Origin of the sequence: Kribbella sp. (assembly GCF_035655035.1) — a bacterium.
Classification (GTDB): domain Bacteria; phylum Actinomycetota; class Actinomycetes; order Propionibacteriales; family Kribbellaceae; genus Kribbella.
Map to the genome: position 1 here is coordinate 29,118 of NZ_DASRVN010000045.1, position 26,182 is coordinate 55,299.

Here is a 26,182-nt window from a genome sequence, read left to right on the forward strand (position 1 = left end):
GTCGAGAACATTTCCGCGGCCGGAAGTTGTCACCGCGTTACAGTTGCGCCGGAGGGCACATGACCATCGCCACCTTCGATCGCGCCGGCCTGGAGAAGGCTCTGCTCGCCGACCTGCCGGATCTGCTCGCCGAGGTCCGTGACCGGCTGGCCGAGCACTGGCCGGACTACGCCGACTTCCTGGACACCCAGCGGGACGCCGTCCTCGGGCCCGCCGAGCTGTTCGTGCACCGGCTGCTCGACATGTCACTCGAGAATCTGGGCAGTCCCGGGCAGACCACGTTCGAGCACGCCGACGCCGGGGTCCGCCCGGTGTTCGAGGAGATCGGGCGCCGCCAGCTGCGGGAGGGGAACGACCTGACCCGGCTGCTGACCGCCTTCCAGCTCGGTGCCCGGGTCGCCTGGCGGCACGTCGCGGCGACCGCGCTCCAGCTGGAGTTCGCGCCGGACAACCTGGCCGCGCTGGCGGACTCGGTGTTCGTCTTCGTCAACCAGCTCTCGTTCTCGGCCGCGAACGGGTACCTGCAGGAGCAGATCGACGACGCGGTGGCCCGCGAGCGCCGCCGCGAGGAGCTCGCGAATCTGCTGCTCGCCGGGCGGGCCAGCACCGAGGCGATCCGGACCGTGGCCGCGCAGGCGGCCTGGCGGATCCCGGACACCGCCGCGGTCGTCATCTACAGCGGCGACCACCACGCCGCGAGCACGCTGGTCGCGCGGCTCGAGCCCGGCGCCCTGCCGATCCGGCGCAACGGCCTCGTGGTCGGCGCCATCGTTCCGGAACCGTCGGGTCCGGGGCGCCGCCTGCAGCTCGGCCGGGAGCTCGCCGGGATGGGCGCGGTGGTCGGCAACGCGGTCGCGCTGGCGCAGCTGCCGCGCAGCCTGGAGATCGCCCGGATCGCGGTCCGGCTGCGGAGTACCGGCGTACTGACCGACGACCCGGTGTTCGCCGACGAGCACCTGGACGCGCTGATCGTGTGGCGCGACGAGGCACTGGTCGCCGCGCTCCGCGACGAGATGCTCGCCCCGCTCGACGGCGAGACGGCGGCCGCCCGGGAACGGCTCGCCGAGACCCTGGCCAGCTGGCTGCGGCATTTCGGCGACCGGCAGGCGATCGCCCACGAGCTCAACATCCACCCGCAGACCGTGCGCTACCGGATGGCCCGCCTCAGGACCCTGTACGGCGACCGCCTGGACGACCCCGACTCACGCGCTCGCCTCTTCCTCGCCCTCGAGTGGCCCGGCCCGTAGCGCGCGGTTCACGTGGCCGGCCAGCGCGGCGGCGTCGATCAGCTCGGGGTCGGTCGCGAGCCCGATCCCGAGCACACCGCCCCAGCTCAAGGCCCCCACGGACAGCGGCGAGCCGGGCGCCAGCGGCAGGATCGGGTACACCCGGTGGTGCGGCACGCCGGCGAAGGTCATCGGCTCCGAGGGACCGGGCATGTTCGACACCACGGCGTGCAGGAACCGCGGCCCGTACACGGTCTGCGCGAACCAGCGGACGGCCGGCTCCGGGACCACCCGGAGGCCGGTCGCCATCACGAACCGGGCGGCCAGCGCTCGTGTCGAGCGGCGGAGCCGTTCGTTCCGGGCGGCGACCTCGGCCAGCAGCTCGTCGAACGGGCGGCCGTCGACCGGCACCCGGACCATGGTCGCGCCGATCGCGTTGCCCTCGACCGCGCTGCCCGGTGTCCGCACCACCGTCGACACCGAGAACCTCATCGTTGACGGGAGCCCTGTCGACACGGCGTACACCCCGTCGGCGAGCAGGGCGATCAGCAGGTCGGTCACGCGGACCCCGCGGGCCGCGGCGACCCGCCGTACGACGTCCAGCTCGACCTCGGCGACGCCGAACTCGCGGCGCAACGAACCGGGTGGCAACGGCCCCGCGACGCCGTCGGTCGCGAGCTCGGCGAGGCCCATGGCGACCGCCGCCGCCCGCGCGAACCGGCCTGGCATCGGACCTACCGGTACCGGTAGTACGGGTTGGGGCTCGAACAGGCTGAACGTGTGCATGACCGCACCGATGCCGTCGGCAATCGAATGGTGCAGCAGTACGACGAGCGCGTCCGCACCACCCGGGCCGACGTCGCGGACCAGCACGATCCGCCACAGTGGACGGTCGCGAGTCATCGGCTGCTCCGCGAGCTCGCCGATGAAACGCAGCAGCCCGGCCCAGCCGTCCGGCGACCGGTACTCGCTGACGTGCCAGTCCAGGTCGACGTGCTCGACCTCGATCCAGCGCGGCCGGCGCCACCGTGACGTCGGCCCGAGCCGCTGGTGCATCCTCGGCAACCGGGCGAATCCGCCCGCGACCAGCCTGCGTACCTCGTCGATCGACGGGCGCCGATCACTCGGCTCAAGGACGACGACACCGCCGACGTGCTGTGCCGCGCCGGTGCCTTCGACGTGCAGGAAGAACGCGTCCGCCGACGGTACGACGACGCCCTTCACACGCGCTCACCGAACCGTGCGGACAGCCGCCGGTAGAGGCCGGGAGCCAGCGCGCGGACCGCGGGTGCGACGCGCAGCCAGCTCGGCACCCAGGTCTCGGCGCGGTCGTTGGCGATGCCATCGACCAGCGCCCGCGCGACCACCGCGGCGGGCACCGGCTTCGGGCGTTTCCGGTCGTACGGACGGCCACGTGCGGCGAAGAACCCGGTGTCCACGACGCCGGGGACGGTAAGGCTCATACTGACACCTGTATCACGAAGTTCCAGGCGAAGGCTCTCCGCGAAGATGTCGAGCGCGGCCTTGGTGGCGGCGTAGACGGCCTCGCCGGCGACCGCCGTACGGCCGGCGACCGATCCGACGAGGGCGAGGTGACCGTCGCGGCGGTCGAGCATCGGGGGCAGCAGGCAACGAACCAGGTGCAGCGGCGCGAGCAGGTCGAGCGTGACCAGGCGGTCGAGCTCGTCGGCTCTCAGGTCGCGGAACGGGCCGGACCAGCCGACGCCGGCGTTCGCGACCAGTACGTCGATCCGCCCGTGAACGGCGAGCGCGGCGTCCGCGAGGACCGCTGCCGCGCCGGGGGTGGCCAGGTCTCCGAGTACGACGGTGCCGCCGGCGCGCCGGGCCACCGCGGCGCAGCGTTCTTCGTCGCGGCCGTGCACGACGACGTGTGCCCCGGCGGCTGCCAGGTGATCGGCCACCGCCGCGCCGATCCCCGCCGAGCCTCCGGTCACCAACGCGACCTTGCCGTCCAGTCGCATCGCACCTCCTCTCGCTGAGGCTACCTGTCACCATTGGACGATGCCGATACCTGAGGTCCAGCAGCTGCAGCTCGACGAAGGCCCGACCGAGTGGGCGGCCCGCTGGATTCACGCGGAGACCGGGGCTGACCCCAGCGCTCGAGCGGGGCGACCTGCGGTCGTCGGCTTCCGCCTGCGGGTCGAGTCCGCGGAGGCCGCCGAGGTCGTGGTGCACGTCTCCGCCGACGAGCGGTACGAGCTGTGGGTCGACGGGGAGCTCGTCGGACGTGGGCCGTCGCGGGGTGATGTCGCGCACTGGGCGTACGAGAGCTACCGCCTGCAGTTGCCGGCCGGAGGTCACTGGCTGGCGGCGCGGGTGTGGAGCCTCGGCGACGATGCACCCTTGGCTCAACTGAGCGCCGGTGACGGGCCGACCTTCTTCCTTGCGGCCGAGGCGTCCGGGCTCGACCTCGACACCGGTTCGGCGGATTGGCAGGCTGCCGTGCTGCCTGGGCACGGCCTGCGTCCCAAGGGCGCCGGGTACGGGTGCGGAGCACGGCACGTCAGCGACGGTCGCGCGTACCCGTGGGGCTGGCAGACCGGCGACTGGCCCGACGCCACGCCTGCCGAGGCGTGCCGGTCGAATCGGGTGCTGGTGCCTGCTCGGTTGCCTGCGCCCGTGCAGCGGTGGTTTGGGGGTGGGCGTGTACGACATGTCGCGGAGCATCCGGTCGGCGAGCCGACTCGGCAGCGGGTGGTGGATCCGGCCGACCACCTGGAGGATGAGGCTCGCGACTGGCAGCGGTTGCTCGACGGTACGGCGCTCGTGCTGCCGCCGCGGATGTGTCGCCGGGTGCTGATCGACCTCGACCAGTACGTCTGCGCGTATCCCGTCCTCGATCTCGACGGCGGGCGCGACGCCGAAGTACGCCTGCTCTGGCAGGAGTCCCTCTACGAGAGGAATCCCCAAGCAGGCAAGGGACATCGCGATGTTGTCGAAGGCAAGCTTTTCGGCCGCCCCGGACTCGACGAGGACGGCATCGGCGACCTCTTCATCGCCGGCGGCGGCCACGAACAGCACAGCACCTTGTGGTGGCAGTCCGGCCGGTACGTCGAGGTCCTCGTCACGACCACGACCGAACCGCTGACCATCACCGGGCTGCGCTTCCGCGAGACCCACTATCCGTACGAAGACCGCAGCCGCTTCACCGCCAGCGACCCACGCCTCGCCCGGGTCGGCGCACTCGCGTTCCGCACACTCCAGGCGTGCAGCCACGAAACCACGATGGACTGCCCGTACTACGAGCAGCTCCAGTACGCCGGTGACACCCGCTTGCAATGCCTGATCGCGTACGCGACCACCGGCGACGACGCCCTCGCCCGCCAGGCACTCCGCGCCTTCGCCCACAGCCAGCAGGACGACGGGTTGGTGCTGTCCCGCACCCCGTCCCGGCAGTCCTCCCCGATCCCGCCGTTCACGCTGTGGTGGGTCGCGATGGTGCACGACTTCGCCTTGTGGCGCGGCGATCTCGCCTTCGTCGCCGAGCTGATGCCCGGCGTCCGCGCCGCCCTCGACGCACACCGCCGTACCGTCGACGACCGCGGGATCTTCCACGCCGTGCACGGCTGGAACTTCACCGACTGGGTGCCGGGCTGGGAAGCCGGCTGCCCGCCCGGGATCGTCCAGGACGGCGAAGTACACGCGGACTGGCCCGGACCCAGCCATGGCGTGTCCGCGGTGCTGCATCTACAACCGGCCCTGGTCGCGCGCCAGGCCGCCCAGCTGGAGACCTGGCTGGGCGGTACATCCGACCAGTACACACAGCTGGCCGACCGTCTCCTCGATGCCGCCGACGAGGCCTTCTACGACGCCGACCGCGGCCTGTACGCCGACGACCTCGCGCATACCGCCTTCAGCGAGCACGCGCAATCGCTGGCCCTGCTCGCGGGAGCGAAGTACGGCGAGACGGCCGTCCGGACGATGCTCCAGGACCCGCCGCCGGGGCTGGCGCGGACCACGGTGTACTTCGATCACTACCTGTTCGAGGCGCTGCACCGGATCGGGCGGACCGACGTCCTGCTCGACCGGCTCGGGCTCTGGTACGGGCTGCTGGATCAGGGCCTGCGGACGGTGATCGAGCACCCCGAGCCGACCCGAAGCGACTGCCACGCGTGGGGTGCGCATCCGCTCTACCACTACGTCGCGACGCTCCTCGGCGTCCGGCCGACGGCTCCCGGGATGACGGCCGTCACGGTCGCACCGCAACTCGGCGGACTCGAATGGGCGCAGGCGTCCGTACCGACGCCGTACGGCCCGCTCGAGGTCCGCGCGGTGGCGGGCGGTCCGGCCGAGGTGACCGCACCGCCCGAGATCACCGTGACGAGCTGACCAGGACCTCTACCTGATGGTGACCGGTGAGCGTGGCGGGTACGTACGGCGCGTCCTGACCATCGAGGCGGACGGACCGGACCTCGGTACCTTCGCCCCGCACGGTCACGTCGAGCGTCGCCGCCCGGTAGCGGAGTGACCGCAGCGACCACTCACCGGCGTACGACGCAGGCACCGTCGGCCGGAACGTGATGCCGTCCGTACCGAACTCCAGCCCGAACAACCCTTCGTGGACCAGCCGCAGCAAAGCCGTGGCGGACCAGGTCTGATGCGGCAGCGACTCCCACTGCCGCCCCACCTGCCAGCCGCCGTCGACCTCGCCGGTTGTCACATTGTAGAGCTCGAACAACTCGTCACCGCTCGACCGGAACAGCCGGACGAGGTCGTCGACCGTACGGCCGAACTCCGCCGCCTGCCGCGCCTTCGCTGCCGCGTACCCCCACAGCCCCATCACCATCGGCCAGCAGATCGCGTTGTGCCGTCCCGGGTGGGCGGCGTCGAACCGCGGGAAGGGCGGCCACACGTTCACCACGCCGAACGGCTCGTGATGGATGCCCGCGACAACCTCCGGCGAGGCGATGCCGAACTCCACCGCGAGCGCGAGCCCGGCGGTCTCCTGATGCAGATCGAGCCCGTCCGGACCGAGGAAGTACCCGTACTGCCCGGTCTCCTCCGACCACAGGTGTTCGTTGACGGCGGCAACGAGTTCGGCGCGCTGCTCGGCGTACGGCGCCGGATCCGCACCGGCTGCGGCCGCCAGTTGCTCGAGGCAACCGAGCGCGCCGGCGTACACCGCGTTCGTCGACAGGCAGCGGATCTCGTCCGCTCCAGGGTGGTCGAGGACGAACGACGACTCGTTCCCCGGCTGGTACGGCGGCTCCGGATAGCCGGCGATGCCGTCCTGCATCAGCGCGGGCCCCCGGTACAGGCCGGTCGACGCGTCGAAGCGATCCCGGCGGAGGATGTCCAGCGAGGCGGCACCGATCCGGAACGCTTCCGCGGCGAACGCGGTGTCACCGGTCACCAGCTGATGGTGCCAGGCGCCGATCACCCAGATGATCTGGTCCCACCACTGGTTGTCCTGGGCAATCAGTCCGTCGGTGCAGACCTTCAGCAGCGTGTGCTTGGCGACCTCGGGCGAGAGCAGGCTCGCCGCATGCCAGGTGTTGATGGCGGCGTCCCGCGTCCACGGCTCGGCGTACCCGCCGCCGGCCCGCAGGTACGCCGTACTCCCGTCCTGGATCGTGTTCACGTCGAGCAGGTTGTGCAGCGCCGCGGCGTAGCAGGCTTGGAGATCCTCGCCACGCGATCCGGCGGGCGGCACGAGCACAGGGCGATCAGTCATGCCCCCACCCTTTCAGAACGCGCCGCGACCCGTGAGACCATGGTCAGCGTGCCGGTAGGAACCACTGAGATCGAGAAGGCCGTCGAGGTACTGCGTGCCGGGGGCCTGGTGGCGATCCCGACCGAGACCGTGTACGGACTGGCCGCCGACGCCGAGGACCCGCAGGCCGTCGGCCGGATCTTCAAGACCAAGGGCCGGCCGCCTTCGCACCCGCTGATCGTGCACATCGGCAGCGCGGCACAGCTCGACGACTGGGCCGACGACGTACCGGACACCGCGCGCCTACTGGCCGAGCGGTTCTGGCCCGGTCCCCTGACGCTCGTACTGCGGCGCGGCCGGCGGGTGCCGTTGGAGGCCACCGGCGGGCTGGAGACGGTCGCGATCCGGGTGCCGGATCACCCGGTCGCGCTGGAGTTGCTGACCGCATTCGGCGGCGCGGTCGCCGCACCGTCGGCGAACCGCTTCGGCTCCGTCAGCCCGACCACTGCGGAGCACGTCCGCCTCGAGCTCGGTGACGACGTCGACTTCGTCCTGGACGGCGGCCCGTGCGGCGTCGGCGTCGAGTCCACCATCGTGGATGTCACCGGCCCGAGCCCGACCGTTCTCCGTCCCGGCGGCGTGACCCGCGAGGACCTCGAAGCGGCCCTCGGCCGGTCCCTCGCCGTACCGTCCACGAGTACCGTCCGGGTACCGGGCCAGCACCCCTCGCACTACGCCCCGCGAGCACGCGTCGTACTGGTCGATCCCGATCAGCTCGCCGCCGAAGTCGCGCGCCACGCGGACCAAAAGGTCGGAGTCCTGCTCCCACCCGGCCACGCCCCGATCAAGGCGTATGCCGTCGTCACCATCCCCGACTCGCTCGCCGACTACGCGCGCGGCCTGTTCGGCTACCTCCGCGACCTCGACCAGCAGGGCTGCGACCTCATCCTCGCCACCCTCCCACCGGAGGAAGGCCTCGGCCTCGCCATCGCCAACCGCCTCCGCCGCGCCGCCGGCCCGCGCACAACCACAGGTTGAATCCTTGCGTGGTTAGCGGGTTATCCATTCGCCTTGGGGGTTCTTCACTCGCACACCAGCAGAGAACCCCGAACGCCGGTGGATAACCCGAGCGGTTGGGATGCTCGGTACGCGTGCGGCACGGCAATCGCGGCAGCCTGCTAGACATCATATCTTTAGCGTGCCAGGCTACCGATACTCGCTTAAAAGGCCAGAATAGTCCGGCAAAGATAACATCTAAGGAGTCGCGATGAAGTTCGCCCGCTTGGGTCCGGTCGGCGCGGAGGTGCCGGTCGTCCGCACCGACGACGGCGTCCGGGAGCTCACCGGCATCACCGCGGACCTCGACGCGCGGTTCTGGGAGTCCGGCGGACCGGACCGGGTCGCGACCGCGCTGGCCGCCGGCGAACTGCCGCTGGTCGATAACGCGGACGGCCTGCGGATCGGCGCTCCGATCGGCCGCCCGGGCGCGATCGTCTGCATCGGCATGAACTACGCCGCGCACGCCGCCGAGTCCGGCGCCGAGCCGCCGTCGGCACCGGTGATCTTCTTCAAGGCGCCGAACACGCTGGCCGGCCCGAACGACTCGGTGACGATCCCACGCGGCAGCACGAAGACCGACTGGGAGGTGGAGCTCGGCGTCGTGATCGGCAAGCGCGCGTCGTACCTCGACTCCCCCGCCGAGAGCCTCGACCACGTGGCCGGTTTCGTGGTCGCGAACGACCTGTCCGAGCGGGCGTTCCAGATCGAGCAGTCCGGCGGCCAGTGGAGCAAGGGCAAGATCGCCGCGGGCTTCAGCCCGGTCGGCCCGTGGCTGGTCACGCCGGACGAGGTCGAGCACCAGAAGCTCACGCTGCGCAGCTTCGTGAACGGCGAGCCGCGGCAGGACTCCAGCACGGCCGACCAGATCTTCGACGTGGCGACCGTGATCCACCACCTCAGCCAGTACATGGTGCTCGATCCGGGTGACCTGATCATGACCGGTACGCCGGAAGGTGTCGCGCTGTCCGGCCGGTTCCCGTACGTGCGGCCGGGTGATGTCGTCGAGGTGGAGATCGACGGGCTCGGACGGCAGCGCCAGGAGTACGTCGCGTGGGAGGCGGGACGATGAGCGGCGCGGAGTATGACGGCCTCGTCGCGATCGTCACCGGGGGCGGCTCCGGGATCGGCGCGGCGACCGCCCGCGAACTGACCGCCCGCGGCGCGCGGGTGGCGGCGTTCGACCTCGACCCGTCCGGCGCTCCCGAGGGCGTCCTCGGGATCCGGGCGGACGTGACCGACGACGAGAGCGTGCGGGCCGCGGTTCAGCAGGTCGCGGAGGCGTTCGGGCGGATCGACGTACTGGTCAACAACGCCGGCATCGGTGCGCAGGGCACGGTCGAGGACAACCCGGACGACCAGTGGCACAAGGTGTTCGACGTGAACGTGATGGGCGCCGTCCGGGTCACCCGCGCCGCCCTGCCGTACCTGCGGAAGTCCCCGGCCGCCGCGGTCGTCAACGTCGCCTCGGTCGCCGCGACCACGGGCATCCCGCAGCGTGCGCTGTACTCGACCACGAAGGGCGCGGTGCAGTCGCTGACCATGGCGATGGCCGCCGACCACCTCCGCGAAGGTATCCGGGTGAACTGCGTGAACCCCGGTACGGCGGCGACGCCCTGGGTACAGCGCCTGCTCGACGCGGCGCCGGACCCGGTGGCCGAACGCGCCGCGCTCGACGCCCGCCAGCCGCACGGCCGGCTGGTCGAGGCCGACGAGGTGGCGCTCGCGATCGTGTACCTCGCGGGGCCGACGTCCGGCTCGACCGCGGGGACCACGCTGGCGGTCGACGGCGGGATGGCTACGCTGCGGCTGCGTCCGAAAGACTGAGGCCCAAGGAAGACTGAAAGGCGGCACATGGCGCTGACCGACGTCGCGATCGGGAAGATCAAGGCGATGATCCTCGACGGCCGGCTGAAGCCCGGTGACAAGCTGCCCCGCGAGGCCGACCTCGCGGAGCAGCTCGGCATCTCGCGGAGCCCGCTGCGGGAGGCGGTCAGCGTGCTGTCGATGCTGCGGATCCTGGACGTCCGGCGGGGTGACGGCACGTACGTCACCAGCCTGACGCCCGACCTGCTGCTGGAGACGATGAGCTTCATCATCGACTTCCACCAGGACTCCAGCATCCTCGACCTGTTCGAGGTACGCCGGGCGCTCGAGCCGATGGCGGCCGAGAAGGCGGCCCGGCTGATGAGCGACGACGACGCGGCCGGGCTGCTGGCGCTGACCGCGGCCGTCGAGCCGAGCAGCCCGATCACCGACCTGGTCGCGAACGACCTCGAGTTCCACCACCGGATCGCGGCGGCCGCGAGCAACCCGGTGCTCTGCTCGCTCGTCGACAGCGTCGCCGGCCGCACCCATCAGGCGCGGGCGTGGCGAGCCGTCACCCAGGAGGACGCGTTCGAGCAGACCCAGCGCGAGCACCGGGCGATCGCGCTGGCGATCGGCGAGCGACAGCCGAGCGTCGCCGCCGCACTGTCCCTCGCCCACGTCGCCGGCATCGAGAACTGGATCCGCCGCAACCTGGCCACTTAGAACCGGGTCGCGCCGGCACCGAGAGCTGCCTGCGCGAGGGCGACCACGTCCTGCCATAGCTGCGGCGGTGCGCCGGCGAGGTCTGTGACCGCTAGATCCGTTCGACGATGCCGTCGACGAGGAGGTAAGAGGCACTCGCGCTGGTCCCGCGGTATTCGTCGTACCCGTCGTTCAGCAGTTCTTTGCGTGTGAGGACTGTCCAGAACAACGTGTATCCCGCGCGGGCCAGTGCGGTTGTCAGATCCTGTCGCATCACGAAGGTGCGGACGGCGGTCAGGCCGGCGGTCGGGTCGAGGACTGCCGCGCGCGAGGCGCTGTCGGGCCAGGCGAAGTCGTTGCCGTGTTTGAGGTCGAGGACCTCGTAGAGGAGTCGGCTGGGTACGTAGCCCGTCACGCTGCCGGAGGTGTCTCGGGTGGTGCCGGTGCCGGCGTACTCGTAGTTCGGAAGGTGGAGAGTAATCGGGAGATCCGGCTCGGGAGCTTTCACATCCCAGCCGATCGGGTAGGTCGCCAGGAGTCGGCTGCTGATTTCGGGATGCTCGGGCATCCAGCGGCCTTCGTAGTCCTGATCTTCGGCCCAGGTACGGAGTTCTGGAACGTTGTCCAGGGCAACGAGATACGATTGCGTTCGCATCCATGCGTTGAGGGTCGGCGCTCCTGAGGCGGCTAGTTCCGTTGGCAGTTGCTGTGTCCAGTTGTCGTACCTGACGAGCGAGAGCCAGCGCGTTTCCTCAGGACCGGTCAGCGTGATCAGGTCCAGCGGATCCGGTACGTCGGTGTGAACCTCCGGCTCGTCCGCGAAGGTGGCCGCTACCGGCGCGTACCAGGTCGTGCCGGGATCGGGACGCGCGCGAACCAGCACCGTCGGGTCGATGTCACGGCCGATGAGCTGGTCGAGACCGTCGTACGCGAACGGCCCGGTCTCCTCCTCGAACCGGTCCTGCAGTTGATGGTTGTCGGCAAGCCGGCCGAGCGTTTCGTAGAGACCGATCCACTGGTACTTCATGCCGTATTGCGCGGCGCCGCCGAGTTCCGCGGCACGGCTCAGCACGGCCCGCTGCGCCTGCTGTGACAGCGCCTCCCGGTCCCCGGTCACGAAGTCGTCCAGCGCAGGCTCGAGGAGGCGCGTGAGGTCGCCCAGCGCGGGTCCGAGCACGCGCCCGTCGTCGCCGAGCGCCGGTTCGAGCACGCGCCCGTCGTCGCTGAGCGCCGGTTCGAGCACGCGCCCGACGTCGCCGAGCGCCGGTTCGAGCACGCGCCCGTCGTCGCCGAGCGCGGGTTCGAGGACGCGCCCGACGTCGTCGAGCGCGGGTTCGAGGACGCGCCCGGCGCCGCCGAGCGCCGGTTCGATGACGCGCCCGACGGCGCCGAGTGGACCGTTCGGCGGCCGCCGATCAGAAGCGGCGCGACCTCGCGATGGATCCGCCCCGGCTAAGCCGTTCGCCTCGTCGTCGCTCAGGGTCTCGATCGGCCACGCTACGCCGTACGGCGGGTGCCAGTCCGGACCGCTCCACCCGTGGGCCGAGGCTGCGTCCGCGATGCGGCGGAGGTTGTCGCGGGTGACGAGGTGTGCGGGTACGCCGTCCGCGACCAGCTCTGCGGCAGCGTCGGCGACCGTCGTGACGACCTCCGCCTTCGTGGAGCGGAGCGCGACACCGCACAGCGCACTGGTCAGACGTTCGACGACGTACGGATCGTCACATCCCCGGAACGCCTTCGCCGCCGCTGCGAACTCGTCAGGCCGATCCTCCCCCAACGCCACCAGCGCCTTGGTCGCACGGTCGCGCAACTCGCGGTCTGCGGAGGTCAGAAACCACCCGATAACCAACGCAGCGAGCCGCGAGACACCGTCCGGCCGCGCCACAGGCACCCGCGGCCAAGCCCACTCGAGCAACACCTTGACAACACCGACCACCGCCTCGCCACGCACCGACGGCGTCCGCCGATCCACCGCCTCGCCATGCGCCAAGGGCGTCCGGCGGTCCACCGCCTCGCCCTGCGCCGAGGACATCCGCCGATCCACCGCCACGCCACGGTCCGGCAACCCCCGCCGATCCACCACCACGCCGCGATCCGAGAACCCCTGCCGATTCACCACCACTCCCCCGTCCGACGACCCGTGCCGATCCACCTCGCCGTGCGCCGACGCCCCCTGCCTGTCCACCGGCTCGGGGTGGTTCGATGGCGGGTGGGGGTCCGGCGGCGACAGCCAGTTGGACCAGGTTTGGTCTCGGTTCGGGAGCGGGAGGGTGGAGAGGACTCGGTGCAGGAAGTCGGCGTTTGCGGTGTGGCCGGGTATGCAGGCGACTTGTAGCAGGGCGAGCCAGGCGGCAGGATCCGGCAGCAGCTCGGCGACGAGCTCGGTGGTTCGGGTGGTGGTGTGTTCCGGGGACCGCAGGGTGAGGCTCTGCAGGAACGCGTCGACGACCTGGTGATCGACGCTGCCGAAGAGATCCAGGATCTCGGTGCCGTGCGTCTCCGGGAGGACGAGTCCGAGCGCACCGAGGACACCGTTCTCGGCCCAGCGGCTCGCGTCGTCGAGGGTCAGGTACCAGTCTCGCAAGCCGGCGGCCGGCTTCTCCGCCAGGAGTACGGCCCGTTGTACGTCGCCGAGCCGCTGGTAGCTGAAGACGACGTGATCACCTGTTGCCTCCAGCAACACACCTTCACGGAGCAGGCCGACGTACAGGCTCCGCGACCAGGTCCGATTCGGTAGCGCGGCGTCGGCGAGTTCGACGACCTTGGCGCGCGGGAACGGTCCTGGTCCCAGCTCGGCCAGTTGGCGTACGACGGACTGGACGAGGTGGGACGCCTTGTCGTAGTCGCAGCGGGCGGGTCGGGCGAGGCGCTCGTTCACGGCTTCGAGGAAGGCGTTGCACACCGTCGTCAGGCCGGTGTTGCCGAGGGTGAGCTGCCCGAGGGTGCTCAGACCTTCGCAGGCGAGCTTCAGGAACAGCGGGTTGCCGAACTCGGGGTCCAGGACCGGGAACGTGATGCGTTCCAGCCCGTACTCCGCTGTGTACCGGTCGACTGCCTGCGCGGTGGACTCCGCGAAGCCGACGTGTTCGACGTACGGGAAGTCGTTGCTGCCGACAACCGGTTCGACGAACTCGGTGCGGCAGGAGACGGCGAGCACCACATGCGGGTGCCGGTCGACCGCGCCGGCGAGCACCCGCAGCTCGTCGGCCCACCGGTCGGCGCGGGCGCTCTCGTTGATCGCGTCGATCATCAGCATCGCCGGTCTGCCCGCGGCCTCACCGGCTGCGTTCAGTACGCCGAGAACGTCGTCGAGGCGGCCGTCCAGGCCGGCGAGTTTGCCGATCTGCGGGAGCAGTGCGCCGTCGTCGAAGTCCTGCGCGAGAAGCACGACCGTCGGCAGGCCCTCGTCGAGACGCCGCGACGCGACGTCGCAGAACAGGTGGGTCTTCCCAACACCCGCTCGCCCGGTCATCAACAACACTCCGCGATCAGCCGCGGCGGTATCCACACTCCGAACCAGCCCGAGCGCCCCAGACAAAGCCTCCAGCCCACTCGACACCAACCGCCCCACCACCGCAGCCCCGTCGGCCGGCCTGCTGCGGTTCGGGTGTGCCCGTGCGGCCTCACCGGCGGGGTGCAGGGCCTTGCGGAGGGTGGCTTCTGCGGTCGTGAGCTCGTCGGCCACCTGAGGCAGGCGGGACGTGCTGCGCACAGCCGCCAGGAGGCGGTCGAGCGCTGCCTCAGCCCCAGCCAGGTGGTCGGAGAGGTCAGGGCCAACCGGTTGGGCGGAGAGGTCAGGTCCAGCTGGTTGGGCGGAGAGGTCAGGTCCAGCTGGCTGGGCGGAGAAGGCAGGGCCAGCCAGGTGGTCGGGGAGGTTTGGGTCAGTCGGTTGGGCGGAGGGGGCAGGTTGAGCGGTTTGGAGCCGTTGGCGGGTGGACAGGGCCGAGTGGATGCGGCGTACGTCTGCCAGTGCGAGCTGGATGCGGCGTAGGTACGAGTCCGAGCGGCCGAGGGCTTCGAGTGTTGCGGCGGGCGAGACCTCGACGTGCAGCTTGGGGGTGTAGCGGCGGCCGGCCTTGTTCAGTACGTCGGTCAGCCGGTCGCGCTGCTCGTCCGGTGTCAGTACCGACGTGCCGAACCAGTACCGCAGACGCCCGGCGTTCTCGGCCTTCGTCAGCTCGGTGACCAGTTCGCTCGCTCCGACGTACACGAACTCGACGTCCATGCCCCGGTCCGCGGCGATCCGCTTCCACTCCGCCGTCTTCTCGAGCCATTTGCTGTACGCCGACCGAACGGCCCGGCCACGGCGCCGGGTGTCCCCCGCGGGCCGGTCGTATGGGAGTACCACGATGTAACGCCTCAGGTTCGGCTCAGTTTCCACGGCCCGCCGTACCGAAGCGTCCACCTGACCGAGCTCGTCGTTCCCCAGCGCGAACAGGTACTTCGCCTGCCAGGCCCAGACCTCCCCGCCCGGCAGTACCCCGCGACCTTCGCGCCCGCCGTCCGGATTCCCGAACCGGTCGAACGCCACCCGCTCCGGCCACTCGACCAGCCCCGGAACTCCCGCCATCACCACCAGCGACGCCAGTTCCTCGAACCCCGCCGCCCGCCCGGCCGGCGTCCCGTGGGCCCGGATCCGCCCGAAGTCGACGTCCGGCCCCGTCACCCGTGCACCTCACCCGGTCCCAGCACAGCTGCACGGTACACGCCGCGTCAGCCCACGAACCCGCTCCGCAGCCGCCCCCGTCGCGGCGTACCGTCGTACCCAGATCGTTGCCTTGCCATCGCTCCTTGCCCCATTGTGCGGGAAATCGATTTCTGCCACACTCCCCGGCATGAACAGCAGGAACAGGCGGTACCCGAGACTCAGGATTCTCGTCGCATCGGCCGTGGCCGCGACGCTCGCTCTGGCCGGCTGTGGCTCGTCCGGTAATTCGGGGAGCTCCGGCGGGAAGGGCGGTACGACCGAGATCACCTTCTGGCAGCAGCAGTTCGAGCCGTACCAGCAGAAGTGGTTCAAGACGTACGTCGACAAGTTCAACGCGTCGCAGACCGCCGTCAAGGTCAAGTACCAGGTGGTGCCCGGTGACACCTGGACGCAGAAGCTGAAGGCCGCGCAGGCCGCCGGCACCCAGCCCGACGTCGCGACCACGAACTACGGCGGGATCCCGGCCGGCGTCGCGAACGGGCAGTTCGCCGAACTCGACGGGCTGCTCCCGGACAAGGTCTGGGGCGACATCAAGCCGAACGTCAGCGGCTTCGTCAAGGTCGACGGCAAGCACTACGCGTACCCGATGCTGGTCGAGCCCTCGACCGTGCTGTACTACCGCAAGGACCTGGTGACGGCCGCCGGACTCGACCCGAACTCGCCGCCGAAGACCTGGGACGAGCTGCTCACCTGGGCGCAGAAGCTGACCAAGGGCAACGTCAAGGGGATGACGATGGCCTCCGTCGCGCCCGACCTCGGCTGGTCGAGCTGGGGCCTGCAGTACAACGCCTGCGGCCACCTGCCGATCAACGACGACTGGTCCGCGGCCAACGCCAAGGACGGGTGCTACACGAAGCTCTTCCAGCTGTACCAGACTCTGTTCCAGAAGGGCTGGATGCCGCAGCAGCCGAAGGTCGGGTACGCCGACGCGTCGCCGTACGGCCAGGGCCAGGTGGCGATGATGGCGGACGGTTCATGGGCGGTCGGCCAGTTGAAGCAGAGCTTCCCGGCGATGATCAAGAACACCGCGGTCGCGCCGTTCCCGTCCGTCGACGGTGACCCGAGCAAGCCGACCGCGACCCTCGGCGGCTGGACGCTGACGGTCGACGGCAAGTCCAAGAAGAAGGAGGCGGCGGCGAAGTTCATCGACTACCTGCTCGCCGGCGACCCGGCGATCATGGCCGACTTCTTCCGGCAGAGCGGCTTCTCGAAGTACACGGTACGTACGTCGGTCGACAAGGTGCTGGCTAGCGACCCGGCCGCCACGTCCGACCCGTTCATGAAGATCATCAGCGAGAAGGTCGTCGCCACCGGCAAGGCGGAGCCGGCGTACCCGTTCGACATCTCGCTGGCCTTCGCGACCGCGATCGAGTCCGTGATGAAGGGCAAGTCCGACATCCCGACGGCGACCCAGAAGGCCAGCGACGCGATCGACAGAGTCATCAAGCAGCAGCACCTCAAGGGCACGGCACCGAAGGGCTGACCTGACGATGCTCGACACCTCAACCCAGCCGACGGGCCCGGTCACCCAGGTGGCCGGCTCGAAGGCCCCGTCCCGCCGGCGTGAGCGGAAGGTCCGCGAGCAGGTGCCGCGGCACCTCAAGGCGCACCTGACCGCGTACCTCATGATCGCGCCGATGGTGATCCTGCTCGGCATCTTCGTGATCTGGCCGCTGGTCTACGCGTTCTACCTGAGCTTCTTCGAGATGTCCTTCTACAAGGACGCCAAGTTCGTCGGGTTCGACTTCTACCAGTACGTGCTCACCGACCCGGACTTCTACGCGTCGCTGTGGGTCGGCCTCAAGCTCGCGGTGATGGTGGTACCGGCGATCCTCGTCCTCGCGCTGCTGTTCGCGAGCTTCATCGCGACGTTGTCGAAGCGGCTGGCGGCGTTCATGAAGACCACGGTCTACGTGCCGGCGGTCGTCTCGAGCGTGGTCGCGGCGATCATCTTCGTCTTCATCTACCAGGACGAGGGCGTCGCGAACTGGTTCATCGGGCTGTTCGGCCACGGACCGGTCGCCTGGCTGAACACGGCCGGGACCGCGCTGCCGGCGGTGGCGATCCCGGCGATCTGGCTCGGCTTCGGCGTCTCCACGCTGATCATGCTGGCGGGCATCCTCGACATCCCGGAGAGCTACTTCGAGTCGGCCCGGCTGGACGGCGCGAACTTCTGGCAGCGCACCCGCTACATCACGGTCCCGTCGCTGCGCAACGTCATCCTGTTCCTGCTCGTCACCGGGCTGACGCTGACGATCCAGGAGTTCCAGCTGCCGCTGGTGATGACGAACGGCGGCCCGGTGGACGCCACGAACACGCCGAACCTGTACATCTTCAACAGCTTCCGCGACGGTACGCCGTACGCGACGAGCTACTCGCTGACGGCGGCGCTGCTGCTGTTCGTCGTCATCGGCACCATCTCGATCATCATCTTCCGGGTCGTCAGCTCCGAGAAGTCGTCGGACGCCTGAGGCGTCACCGAAAGGACCTTTCCGATGAACCGCACGTGGTACGCCCCACGCCGGCTGCTGTCGTACCTGCTGGTGGCCGGCATCGCCGTCACCGCGCTCTTCCCGCTCGCGTGGATGGCGATGTCCGGCTTCAAGAGCCAGACCGAGGTGCTGCGCAGCCCGTTCCAGTTCTTCCCCGACGTGTGGCGGGTGGAGAACTACCGGCTGATCCTCGCCGACCCGGCGTTCGTCCGCGCGATGGCGATCACGTTCGCCGGCGCGGTCATCTTCACCGTCGCGAGCCTGGTGGTGAACTCGACCGCGGCGTACGCGTTCGCCCGGCTCGAGTTCGCCGGGAAGCGGCTGTGGTGGATCGTCTGCATCACGCCGATGTTCATCCCGGCGATGGCGATCCTGCTGACGTCGTTCGTCGTGGTGAGCAAGCTCGGCATGCTGGACACGCTCGCGGTGCTGATCGTCCCGGGCGTCGCGTCCAGCGCGCAGATGTTCTTCCTCCGCCAGTTCTACCTGAACATGCCGGCCGCGGTCGAGGAGGCCGCGCTGATCGACGGCGCCACCCGCTGGCAGATCTTCCTGCGGATCTTCGTACCGCAGTCTCTCGGCCCGTACGTCGTGGTCGGCATCGGCTCGTTCCTCGCGTACTGGAACTCCTACGTCTGGCCGGTCCTGGTCGTGTCGAACCCGGACCTGACCCAGATCATGCAGTACCTCGCCACGTTCCGCTCGTCGCGCGGCAACGACTGGGGCATGCTGATGGCCGGCTCCACCCTGGCCGCCCTGCCGACCATCATCCTGGTCCTGATCTTCCAGCGCTACATCGTCAACGGCGTCCGGCTGGCCGGCCTCAAGTAAGCACCGCAGTCACATTCCTGCCTCGGGAGACGACAAGTAGGTCGTACGCACTCGAGGAGGATGGTTGGCATGAGGTTGACGCTGTTCGGAGCTCACGGCGGTACTGGTCTGCACCTGACCAGGCAGGCGCTCGCCGCCGGGCACACGGTGGTCGCGGTCACTCGGCGGCCCGGTGAGTTCCCGATCAGCGACACGCGGCTCACGGTCGCGAAGGCCGACGTCAACGATCCGGAGGAGGTCGCGGCGGCCGTCGCCGGTGCGGACGCCGTGCTGTCGGCGCTCGGCGTACCGTTCACCCGGCGACCGGTCACGATCTACAGCCTGGGTACGGCGAACATCGTCGCCGCGATGGAACGCCACAGCGTCAAGCGGATCGTGGTGATCACCTCGGTCTCCACCGATCCGCATCCGCACGCCGAGGCGGGCTTCCTGATGAACAAGGTGCTCCAGCCGCTGGTCAACGCGACGATCGGCAGGACGACGTACGCCGACATGCGCCTGCTGGAGGCCGCCCTCCGGGCGACGGACCTCGACTGGACCGTGGTCCGCCCGGCCGGGCTGTACGACGCCGACCGAGTGACGGCGTACCGGCTGGAGGAAGACCGCACCGACGGCTTCCGTACCAGCCGCGCCGACCTGGCCGCGGCCGTACTCGCCCAGGTGGACACCACCGAGTGGGTGCATCGCAACGTCGCCGTGACCACCACCGACGGCGCGCCGAGCCTGCTGCAGCTGATGTTCGGCGAAGCCCTCGCCCGCCGCTGATCCGCACCGACGACCGGAGACACCGTGGACGACCAGCAGTGGTTCGCCGACCACTTCGCGGAGCAGCGGCCCCGGCTGCGGGCGATCGCGTACCGGATGCTCGGCTCGACGACCGAGGCCGAGGACGCGCTGCAGGAGGCCTGGATCCGCTCGATCCGCTCCGACAGCACGTCGATCGACAACATCAACGCCTGGCTCACCACCCTGGTCGGCCGGGTCTGCATCGACATCCTGCGGGCGCGCCGGACCCACCCGGAGACGGCGGCCGGTACGTCGCTGCCGGAACCGTTGCTCGCCGACGGCAACGAGCACGACCCGGAACAGGCCGCCCTGCTCGCCGACTCGGTCGGGCTGGCGCTGCTGGTCGTCCTCGACACCCTGGATCCGGCCGAGCGGCTCGCGTTCGTCCTGCACGACATGTTCGGCGTACCGTTCGACGAGCTCGCGCCGATCCTGGAACGCAGCCCGGCCGCGGCCCGGCAGCTCGCCAGTCGCGCGCGCCGGCGGATCCGCGGTACTCCGTCGGTCCCGGACGCCGACCTCGACACCCAACTCCGGGTCGCGACCGCGTTCCTGGACGCGGCGCGGGCGGGCGACTTCGAAGGGCTGCTCAAGGTCCTCGATCCCGAGGTGGTGTTCCGGGTCGACACCGGGTCCCGCACCTGGCTCGCGCCCGCGCCGCTGACCGGCGCCGCGGACGTCGCCGAACACGCCGCCGCGCACGGCCCGCGGTTCGCCACCCTGTGCCACCCGGCCGTCGTCAACGGCGCGGCCGGCGTGATCGCGAAGACCCGCGGCCGGATCGTCGCGGTGGTCGGGATGACGGTCGTCCGGGACCGCATCACCGAGATCGACCTCGTCCTCGACACCGGCAAGCTCGCGAGGCTCCAGTAGTCCCCTGTCGGTGCCTGTTGACAGCGTGTGACGGTGAGGGCAACTCTTGGGAGGGGACGGACTCGCCGGGCAGGCGTGGGGGGAACATGGGCGGCAAGGATGGCGACGACGACGAGATCTTCGCCTACCGGATCATCGGTTCGGACGATGCGGGCGACGAAGGCGAGATCTTCACCGTGCGCGGTGCGCGGGGCCTGTCCGGGGCACGGATCGGCCGCTGGCTGGCCGACCATCCGGACGCGCTGCGGATCGACGTCGAGGTCCCGGAGGGCGCGGAGCTCGGGACCGAGGATCTCGGGGAGATCGCCGAGGCCAACGAGGTCACGATCAGGGTGTTCGTCGACGGCAATCTGCAGGGCGAGTACACCGGGGAAACCGAAGGCACGTCGTGACCCCGGCGAGCCTGGTCCTGCGGGCCCGGGACGTGCTCGGGTCCGCGTTGCAGGCGCTCGGTGCCAAGCTCGCGCCGAGCGCGGCCTCGGCGTCTCCGGTGCCCGCATCTGCGTTGCCCGCGGCAACTGACAAACCGGCGGACAGTGCGAGTGTCGACAGGGGCGACGTGCACGCCGAAGCGCTGCAGCAGATGCGCACGGCGGTGAACTGGCTGATCGGCGCGCTGGCCGCCGTGGCCGCCGCGATGATCGCCGGCAGCCAGCTGTCCAGTATCGGCAAGCTCAGCTGGTCCGCCGATCACGATCGGTTGCTCATCGCCCTGGTCGGCGTCACCGCGGCGGTCGCCGCAATCCTGATCGCGATCGGCCTGCTGTACCACGCGCAGGCGCCGACCAACACGGACTTCACCCGCCTCACCAAGCTCGCCGCCGAGACCCGCCGATGGGGACTCAACGGCCGCCTCCGGCGTCAGGTCGAGCTCGACAGCACGCTGCACCGCGGCACGGGCAGCCTGAAGGCGCTGAAGGCGGCGTTCGACGAGGTACGGACCGAGTACCACAAGCTCAAGGACACGGCGTACGACGCGGAGAAGGCGATCGCCGAGGCACCCGACGCGGAGAAGCAAGCCACGGCGGCGAGGGCGAACGCAGTACGGGCCGTCGTGGAGTCACGGCTCCAGGAGTACCGCAACGCCCTGCTGCGCGTGGCCCGGGTCGACAAGTACCTCCGGACCCGCCGGAGGTACCGCATCACGACGGCGATCGTCATCCTGCTGTCGATCGCCGCCGCCTTCGGCTTCGTGGCATTCGCGTGGGCTGCCAACCCTTAGGTTCACCGGTTCTGCAGCTGGGTCTCGTACTCCTTGCGCATCGCGTCGCCGCCGGTGTTGCGCCACGTCTTCACCAGGCTGTCGAACGTGGTCATCGGCTTGCGTCCCTGCACGATCTCCTTCACACCGTCGTTGATCGCCTTGTCCAGAACGGCGTTCTTGGCGGCGTTGGTGTTGGAGAACAACCCGACGGTCGGGTTGACCGCCGCCTTCGCGAGGACCTTCGTCTGGTACGCGTGCTGTACGTCGGCGTCCTGCGGCCGGCCCGGCTGGTAGACGACCGCGGGCGCATCGGCCAGGTAGCGGATCGGGATCGCCGTGTTGGTCTGGCCGGCCTGGGTGAGTGTCGGATCGCCGTCGCTGTTGACGGTGTGGTCAACCCCTTCCTTGCCGAACACCCGGTACACGTACTCCTCGGTGCCGAACGGGGCGGCCAGCCAGTTCAGCACCCGCAGGATCAGCTCGATCTTCTTCGGGTCGGTCTGCTTCTTCAGCGCGGTGATCGAGTAGATGCCGCTGCCCTGCCACCACGGAGCGAGCTCGCCACCCGCGCGGGTGTAGACCGGCATCACCCCGAGTTTGAACTTCGGGTTCCCGGCAGCTGTCTGGATGTACTGGTTCCACCCGAGATAGCCGTCGATCGCGTTGATCGCGATCGTCCCGGCGTTGAACAGGTTCTTGAACGGCAGCTGGTCCGAGAACGCGTCCGGGTGCATCACACCCGCCGTCCACAGCTGTGTGAGATCCGCGATGCCCTGCTTGTACTCCGCGGTCTCGTACGTGTGGGTGAGCCGCCCGCCCTCCGCACGCCAGGTGTTCGGTGCCTGGTTCATCATCATCAGGAAGTCCCGCACCTGGTTCCAGGCGCCGAACGCCCACCGCCGCGCCTTCGGGTCGGTCAGCGTCTTCGCGGTCTCGGTCAGCTCCGCGAAGCTCTTCGGCTCCGGCGACACCCCGGCTGCCTCGAACAGGTCCTGCCGGATGAAGCTGTACAGCTGGACGGCGCCGCGCGGGATCGGTACGCCGTAGATCCCGCCGTTGTACACCGCCGACTTCCAGGTCCGCGTGGGGATGTTCGCGAGGTTCGGGTACTTCGTGATCGCGTCCCCGGACAGGTGCTCGTCCAGCCGGGTGAAACGCTTGTCCAGCAGGGCAGGCAGGTTCGCGACCGGCCGCATCTGCAGTACGTCGGGAAGCTCGTTGCCCGCGATCGTGGTCGCGAACTTCTGCTCGTAGTCCGCGGCCGGAACCATCTGCAGCTTCAGGTCCACGCCGAGCCGGTCGTTCAGGCCCGCCCAGTAACTGTTGCCTCCGGCACCGGGTGGGACGGGCAGGAAGATGTTGCTCATCCCGCTCACCGTCTCGCCGTTCCCCGGCTTGTCCGGTACCGACTTCGGACGTTGTTTCGGGAAGTGCCGGAACGCCGGGTCGACCCCACTCGCGGTGGCCGGAAGGTCGGGCGTGATCCCGCTGTACGCGGTATACGCCGGAAGCGTGACCTTGCTGTTGGACTCCACCGAGTTCGCCTGGCTGCTGCCGCCACCGCTGCTGCAGCCCGAGACGCCCAGGAGCGCTGCTGCTCCGCCTCCCGCACCCGCCAGAAAGGACCTGCGCCCGATTGCTCTGTACACCATTGCATTTCTCCTGACTGAAAGCCTCAACCTTTGACGGCGCCGATCATGACTCCCTTGGCGAAGTGCTTCTGCAGGAAGGGATAGACGACCAGGATCGGTACCAGTGCGACGACCAGGATCGCCATCTGCAACGGGAGCTGCGGCGGCATCGCCTCGGCCCCGGCGCCGACCTGGTCACCGCCGATCGTCGTCTGGTTCACGACGAAGGTCCGCAGTACCAGAGACATCGGCCACTTGTCCGTGCTCTGGATGTACAGCAGCGCGTTGAAGAACGCGTTCCAATAGCCGACCGCGTAGAACAGTCCCATCACGGCCAGCACCGCCTTGGACAGCGGCAGCACGATCCGGACCAGCGTGGTCGCGCTGGACGCCCCGTCGATCGCCGCCGACTCGAACAGCTCCTGCGGCAACTGCTGGAAGAACGCCCGCATCACCAGCACGTTGAAGGCGTTCACCACCACCGGCAGGATCAGCGACCACCACGAGTCGAGCAGGCCGAGCTGCTTGACCACGAGATAGCTGGGGATCAGGCCCGGGCTGAACAGCACCGCCCCGAGAACCACCATCAGCATGGGCCGCGCTCCGGCGGCTCCACGCCGCGACAGCCAGTAGGCCAGCCCGGCGGTGGCGGTGAGGGACAGCAACGTACCGACGACCGTGACGCCGATGGAGATCGTCAACGCTCGTGTGACCACTCCCCCGGACAGGATCGCCCGGTACGCCCCGATCGACGCCCCGCCCGGCCACAGCACCATGCCGCCGCCGGACGCGTCGATCGTCTTCTGGTCCGCCAGCGACGTCGCGATCACCGACCAGAACGGAATGACGACGAGCAGTACGGCGATGCCGAGCGCGACGGACTTCGCCAGTTGCGTCAGCGGGTTCGGCTGCTCCATCCAGATCGGGCGTGTGGTCATTTCTGATACACCCCCTGTTCGCCGAACAGGTGGGCGAGCTTGTTCGCGCCGATCACCAGCAGCACGCCGACCACGCTCTTCACCAAGCCTGCCGCGGTGGACATCCCCCAGTCGCCGCCGATGATGCCGTTGTTGTAGACCCAGGTGTCGAGTACTTCGCTGGCGTCCGCACCGACCGGTCCCTGCTGCAGGATGATCTGCTCGAAGCCGACCGACAGGCTGTCGCCGAGCCGCAGGATCAGCAGCAATACGAAGATCCCGCGCAAAGACGGCAACGTGATGTGCCACAGCCGCTGCCGGGCGTTCGCCCCGTCCACCGCCGACGCCTCGTACTGCTCCTGGTCGACCTGGGCGAGCGCGGCGAGGAAGATGATCGTCCCCCAGCCGGCGTCCTTCCAGATCACCTGCGTGGTCAGCAGCACCTTGAACAGCTCCGGTACGCCGATGATGTGGAACATCGGCAGGTCGTGCTGGATCAGGAACGTGTTCAGCATGCCCGCGTTGCCGAGCATCTGCTGGAAGATCGCGACCACGATCACCCAGGACAGGAAGTGCGGCAGGTAGAGCACCGACTGCAACAGCCGCTTCAGCCGCTCACCGGCCAGGCTGTTCAGCAGCAGCGCGATGCCGAGCGGGATCGGGAAGACCAGCACGGCCTGGACGACGGTCAGGATCAGCGTGTTGACCAGCGCGTTCCGGAAGGCCGGGTTCCCGTCCCAGAGGAACGAGAAGTTCTGCAGCCCGACGTACGGCGCGTCCGTGATCCCCAGGTACGGCTGGTAGTCCTTGAACGCGATGATGTTGCCGAGCAGTGGAAGGTACTGGAACAGGATCAGCGCCGTCGCACCCGGTACGCCGAGCGCCACCAGCATCCGGTCCCGCCGCAGCCGCTGGAACCGTCGCGGCGACTCGCTCGCGACCGTTGTCCGGCCGGCGGTGGCGAGCTTGTGCTTGACGGTCATGGCCATGAACTCCTCCTCTCGATTTCCCGGATGTTATTGACCGCTGTCCGGCGCCCGCCACCGGCTGGATTGACCGAAACTAGGACAGGATTTGCGGCCGGTCAGATCTCGTCCGTGGCGCCGTCCGGCCAGGTCACGGTCGGGCGGCCGGTTCCGGACACCACGACCGCTGGCCACTCCGGCGTGGTCGCGCCGAGGTACGACGCGACTACGTACCAGCGGTCCGCTTCCGGGGCGTCGAAGCGGCACCACGGGACGTCGAGGCCGGCCCCGAAGGGCGTGTCGAGTGCATGCACCGAACGGCCGGTCACACCACCGGGCGTGAGCGCCACCAGGGCGCTGACCAGATCCGCCCGCGCCCCGTCGGCCGGCTTGCGCGGGACCGCATACCCGGAAATCACCAACGCCGCGGCCGCGCCGCCGGACTCCGCTCGCCCCGCGCCCGCGGCGCCAGGCTCCGTTCGTGTCGCGGCCTCGCGGCCGGGCTCCGTTCGGGTCGCGGGCGCGGGGCTGGGCGTTAGGCGGACCGCGCGGACCTCGATCGGTCCGCGGACCACTGAGACGCAGTGCAGCTCCGGGCCCGCGTCGGGATCCCCGTCGGGGCGAGCGAAGCGCGCGAGATGGCGGCTCTCGGCGCGGTGGTTGTCGATGGCAACGAGATCGATCAACGGTCGCTGCGACCAGCGCCCGCCGGCATCGACGAGCGCAACCTGATTGTCCACGGCCTCCCCCGCCGAACCGTCCACCAGCGGCACGGGAGCCGTCGCGGTCGAGTACCCGAACCTGTTGTACAGCGGGCTCTCCGCGTGCGGCGTCGCGGTGCTGTGGTCGACGCCGTGGTTGATCACCCGCACGATGCCGTCCGACGTCGTACCCGACACCAGCCAGCCGATCGGGCGGATCGCCTGCACCCGGTCCTGGACGTCGATCGGCGCGGGCTGCTCGGGTTCGGTCCACACAGGATGTGTCTCCGGCAGCAGCAGCCCGGCGAAGCCGAGGCTCGCCCAGTATGGACTACCCGGACCGGAGTACGGCTGCCGCATCGGTTCGAACCGGTCCAGCCAGCCGAGGCTGAGCAGGCCGACCTTGTCATACGCGCCGCGCTCGACGAAGTACTTGATCGCGCCCAGGCACGTACGACGGAGTCGCCCGGGCGGGAGCGGGTTCGCGTCGAAGACCGCGCCGGTCCAGAGCGCGCCGACGACGGCGTGCCGGTACACCAACGATCTGCCCTGGTAGAGCGGTGCGCCGTCCGCGCCGAACAGTTCCGCCGCGCCGGCGACGTACGCC

General features: G+C 69.7%; 21 protein-coding genes. 13 read left to right on the top strand and 8 right to left on the bottom strand.

Annotation, left to right across the window (positions count from 1 at the left end; all coding sequences use genetic code 11):
- The first annotated feature begins 59 nt into the window (after positions 1–59).
- Positions 60–1,247 carry a helix-turn-helix domain-containing protein gene (locus VFF46_RS03235; protein WP_325035486.1) on the top strand — a complete coding sequence of 396 codons (1,188 nt, stop codon included), beginning with the start codon at positions 60–62 and terminating at the stop codon, positions 1,245–1,247.
- Here the strand turns inward: VFF46_RS03235 and VFF46_RS03240 are convergent.
- The gene (locus VFF46_RS03240; protein WP_325035487.1) at positions 1,203–2,450 is read right to left on the bottom strand and encodes a wax ester/triacylglycerol synthase domain-containing protein; all 1,248 of its coding nucleotides are present in this window, start codon (positions 2,448–2,450) and stop codon (positions 1,203–1,205) included. The two genes, VFF46_RS03235 and VFF46_RS03240, sit on opposite strands and share 45 nt — an antisense overlap.
- Complete coding sequence (locus VFF46_RS03245) at positions 2,447–3,208, bottom strand: SDR family NAD(P)-dependent oxidoreductase (protein ID WP_325035488.1); 762 nt, start codon at positions 3,206–3,208, stop codon at positions 2,447–2,449. The genes VFF46_RS03240 and VFF46_RS03245 overlap by 4 nt, the downstream gene beginning before the upstream one ends.
- A gap of 40 nt (positions 3,209–3,248) precedes the next feature.
- Between VFF46_RS03245 and VFF46_RS03250 the strand changes: the two genes are divergently transcribed.
- Positions 3,249–5,576, top strand: a complete 2,328-nt coding sequence (locus VFF46_RS03250) for an alpha-L-rhamnosidase C-terminal domain-containing protein (RefSeq protein WP_325035489.1) — start codon at positions 3,249–3,251, stop codon at positions 5,574–5,576.
- Here VFF46_RS03250 and VFF46_RS03255 read toward each other — a convergent pair.
- Positions 5,560–6,921: an MGH1-like glycoside hydrolase domain-containing protein gene (locus VFF46_RS03255; RefSeq protein ID WP_325035490.1), complete on the bottom strand. Its 1,362-nt coding sequence runs from the start codon at positions 6,919–6,921 to the stop codon at positions 5,560–5,562. The two genes, VFF46_RS03250 and VFF46_RS03255, sit on opposite strands and share 17 nt — an antisense overlap.
- 48 nt (positions 6,922–6,969) lie before the next feature.
- On the opposite strand from VFF46_RS03255, the gene VFF46_RS03260 reads away from it, so the two are divergent.
- From VFF46_RS03260 to VFF46_RS03275, 4 genes are all read left to right on the top strand, one after another.
- On the top strand, positions 6,970–7,938 hold the full coding sequence (locus tag VFF46_RS03260) for an L-threonylcarbamoyladenylate synthase (RefSeq protein ID WP_325035491.1): 969 nt from the start codon (positions 6,970–6,972) through the stop codon (positions 7,936–7,938).
- 229 nt (positions 7,939–8,167) lie between these two features.
- Positions 8,168–9,028 carry a fumarylacetoacetate hydrolase family protein gene (locus VFF46_RS03265; RefSeq protein ID WP_325035492.1) on the top strand — a complete coding sequence of 287 codons (861 nt, stop codon included), beginning with the start codon at positions 8,168–8,170 and terminating at the stop codon, positions 9,026–9,028.
- Positions 9,025–9,783: an SDR family oxidoreductase gene (locus VFF46_RS03270; protein WP_325035493.1), complete on the top strand. Its 759-nt coding sequence runs from the start codon at positions 9,025–9,027 to the stop codon at positions 9,781–9,783. The genes VFF46_RS03265 and VFF46_RS03270 overlap by 4 nt, the downstream gene beginning before the upstream one ends.
- A gap of 27 nt (positions 9,784–9,810) precedes the next feature.
- Positions 9,811–10,488: a FadR/GntR family transcriptional regulator gene (locus tag VFF46_RS03275; protein WP_325035494.1), complete on the top strand. Its 678-nt coding sequence runs from the start codon at positions 9,811–9,813 to the stop codon at positions 10,486–10,488.
- Between the two features lie 91 nt (positions 10,489–10,579).
- On the opposite strand, the gene VFF46_RS03280 is transcribed toward VFF46_RS03275, so the two are convergent.
- Positions 10,580–15,133 (bottom strand): hypothetical protein, encoded by a 4,554-nt coding sequence (locus VFF46_RS03280; RefSeq protein WP_325035496.1) that lies wholly within the window; start codon positions 15,131–15,133, stop codon positions 10,580–10,582.
- A 169-nt stretch (positions 15,134–15,302) separates the two neighbouring features.
- Between VFF46_RS03280 and VFF46_RS03285 the strand changes: the two genes are divergently transcribed.
- The 7 genes from VFF46_RS03285 (at position 15,303) to VFF46_RS03315 (ending at position 21,379) form a co-directional block, all read left to right on the top strand.
- On the top strand, positions 15,303–16,658 hold the full coding sequence (locus VFF46_RS03285; protein WP_325035497.1) for an ABC transporter substrate-binding protein: 1,356 nt from the start codon (positions 15,303–15,305) through the stop codon (positions 16,656–16,658).
- Positions 16,659–16,665: 7 nt separating this feature from the next.
- The gene (locus VFF46_RS03290; protein ID WP_325035498.1) at positions 16,666–17,646 is read left to right on the top strand and encodes a sugar ABC transporter permease; all 981 of its coding nucleotides are present in this window, start codon (positions 16,666–16,668) and stop codon (positions 17,644–17,646) included.
- A gap of 24 nt (positions 17,647–17,670) precedes the next feature.
- Positions 17,671–18,498 carry a carbohydrate ABC transporter permease gene (locus VFF46_RS03295; RefSeq protein ID WP_325035499.1) on the top strand — a complete coding sequence of 276 codons (828 nt, stop codon included), beginning with the start codon at positions 17,671–17,673 and terminating at the stop codon, positions 18,496–18,498.
- A gap of 69 nt (positions 18,499–18,567) precedes the next feature.
- Positions 18,568–19,263 (top strand): NAD(P)-dependent oxidoreductase, encoded by a 696-nt coding sequence (locus VFF46_RS03300; protein ID WP_325035500.1) that lies wholly within the window; start codon positions 18,568–18,570, stop codon positions 19,261–19,263.
- Between the two features lie 24 nt (positions 19,264–19,287).
- Positions 19,288–20,157 (top strand): sigma-70 family RNA polymerase sigma factor, encoded by an 870-nt coding sequence (locus VFF46_RS03305; protein ID WP_325035501.1) that lies wholly within the window; start codon positions 19,288–19,290, stop codon positions 20,155–20,157.
- A gap of 86 nt (positions 20,158–20,243) precedes the next feature.
- Positions 20,244–20,549 (top strand): hypothetical protein, encoded by a 306-nt coding sequence (locus VFF46_RS03310; RefSeq protein WP_325035502.1) that lies wholly within the window; start codon positions 20,244–20,246, stop codon positions 20,547–20,549.
- Positions 20,546–21,379 (top strand): hypothetical protein, encoded by an 834-nt coding sequence (locus tag VFF46_RS03315; RefSeq protein WP_325035503.1) that lies wholly within the window; start codon positions 20,546–20,548, stop codon positions 21,377–21,379. Before VFF46_RS03310 ends, VFF46_RS03315 begins: the two co-directional genes overlap by 4 nt.
- A 2-nt stretch (positions 21,380–21,381) precedes the next feature.
- Here the strand turns inward: VFF46_RS03315 and VFF46_RS03320 are convergent, their stop codons facing one another.
- From VFF46_RS03320 to VFF46_RS03335, 4 genes are all read right to left on the bottom strand, one after another.
- Positions 21,382–23,013, bottom strand: a complete 1,632-nt coding sequence (locus VFF46_RS03320; protein WP_325035504.1) for a hypothetical protein — start codon at positions 23,011–23,013, stop codon at positions 21,382–21,384.
- Between the two features lie 23 nt (positions 23,014–23,036).
- A complete protein-coding gene (locus VFF46_RS03325) occupies positions 23,037–23,930 on the bottom strand; it encodes a carbohydrate ABC transporter permease (protein WP_325035505.1) in 894 nt (297 codons plus the stop codon).
- Entirely contained in the window at positions 23,927–24,898 is a 972-nt protein-coding gene (locus VFF46_RS03330; protein WP_325035506.1) for an ABC transporter permease, read from the bottom strand. Before VFF46_RS03330 ends, VFF46_RS03325 begins: the two co-directional genes overlap by 4 nt.
- A gap of 95 nt (positions 24,899–24,993) precedes the next feature.
- Positions 24,994–26,182 (bottom strand): DUF2264 domain-containing protein (locus tag VFF46_RS03335; protein ID WP_325035507.1); only part of this gene is annotated, 1,189 nt, incomplete at its 5' end.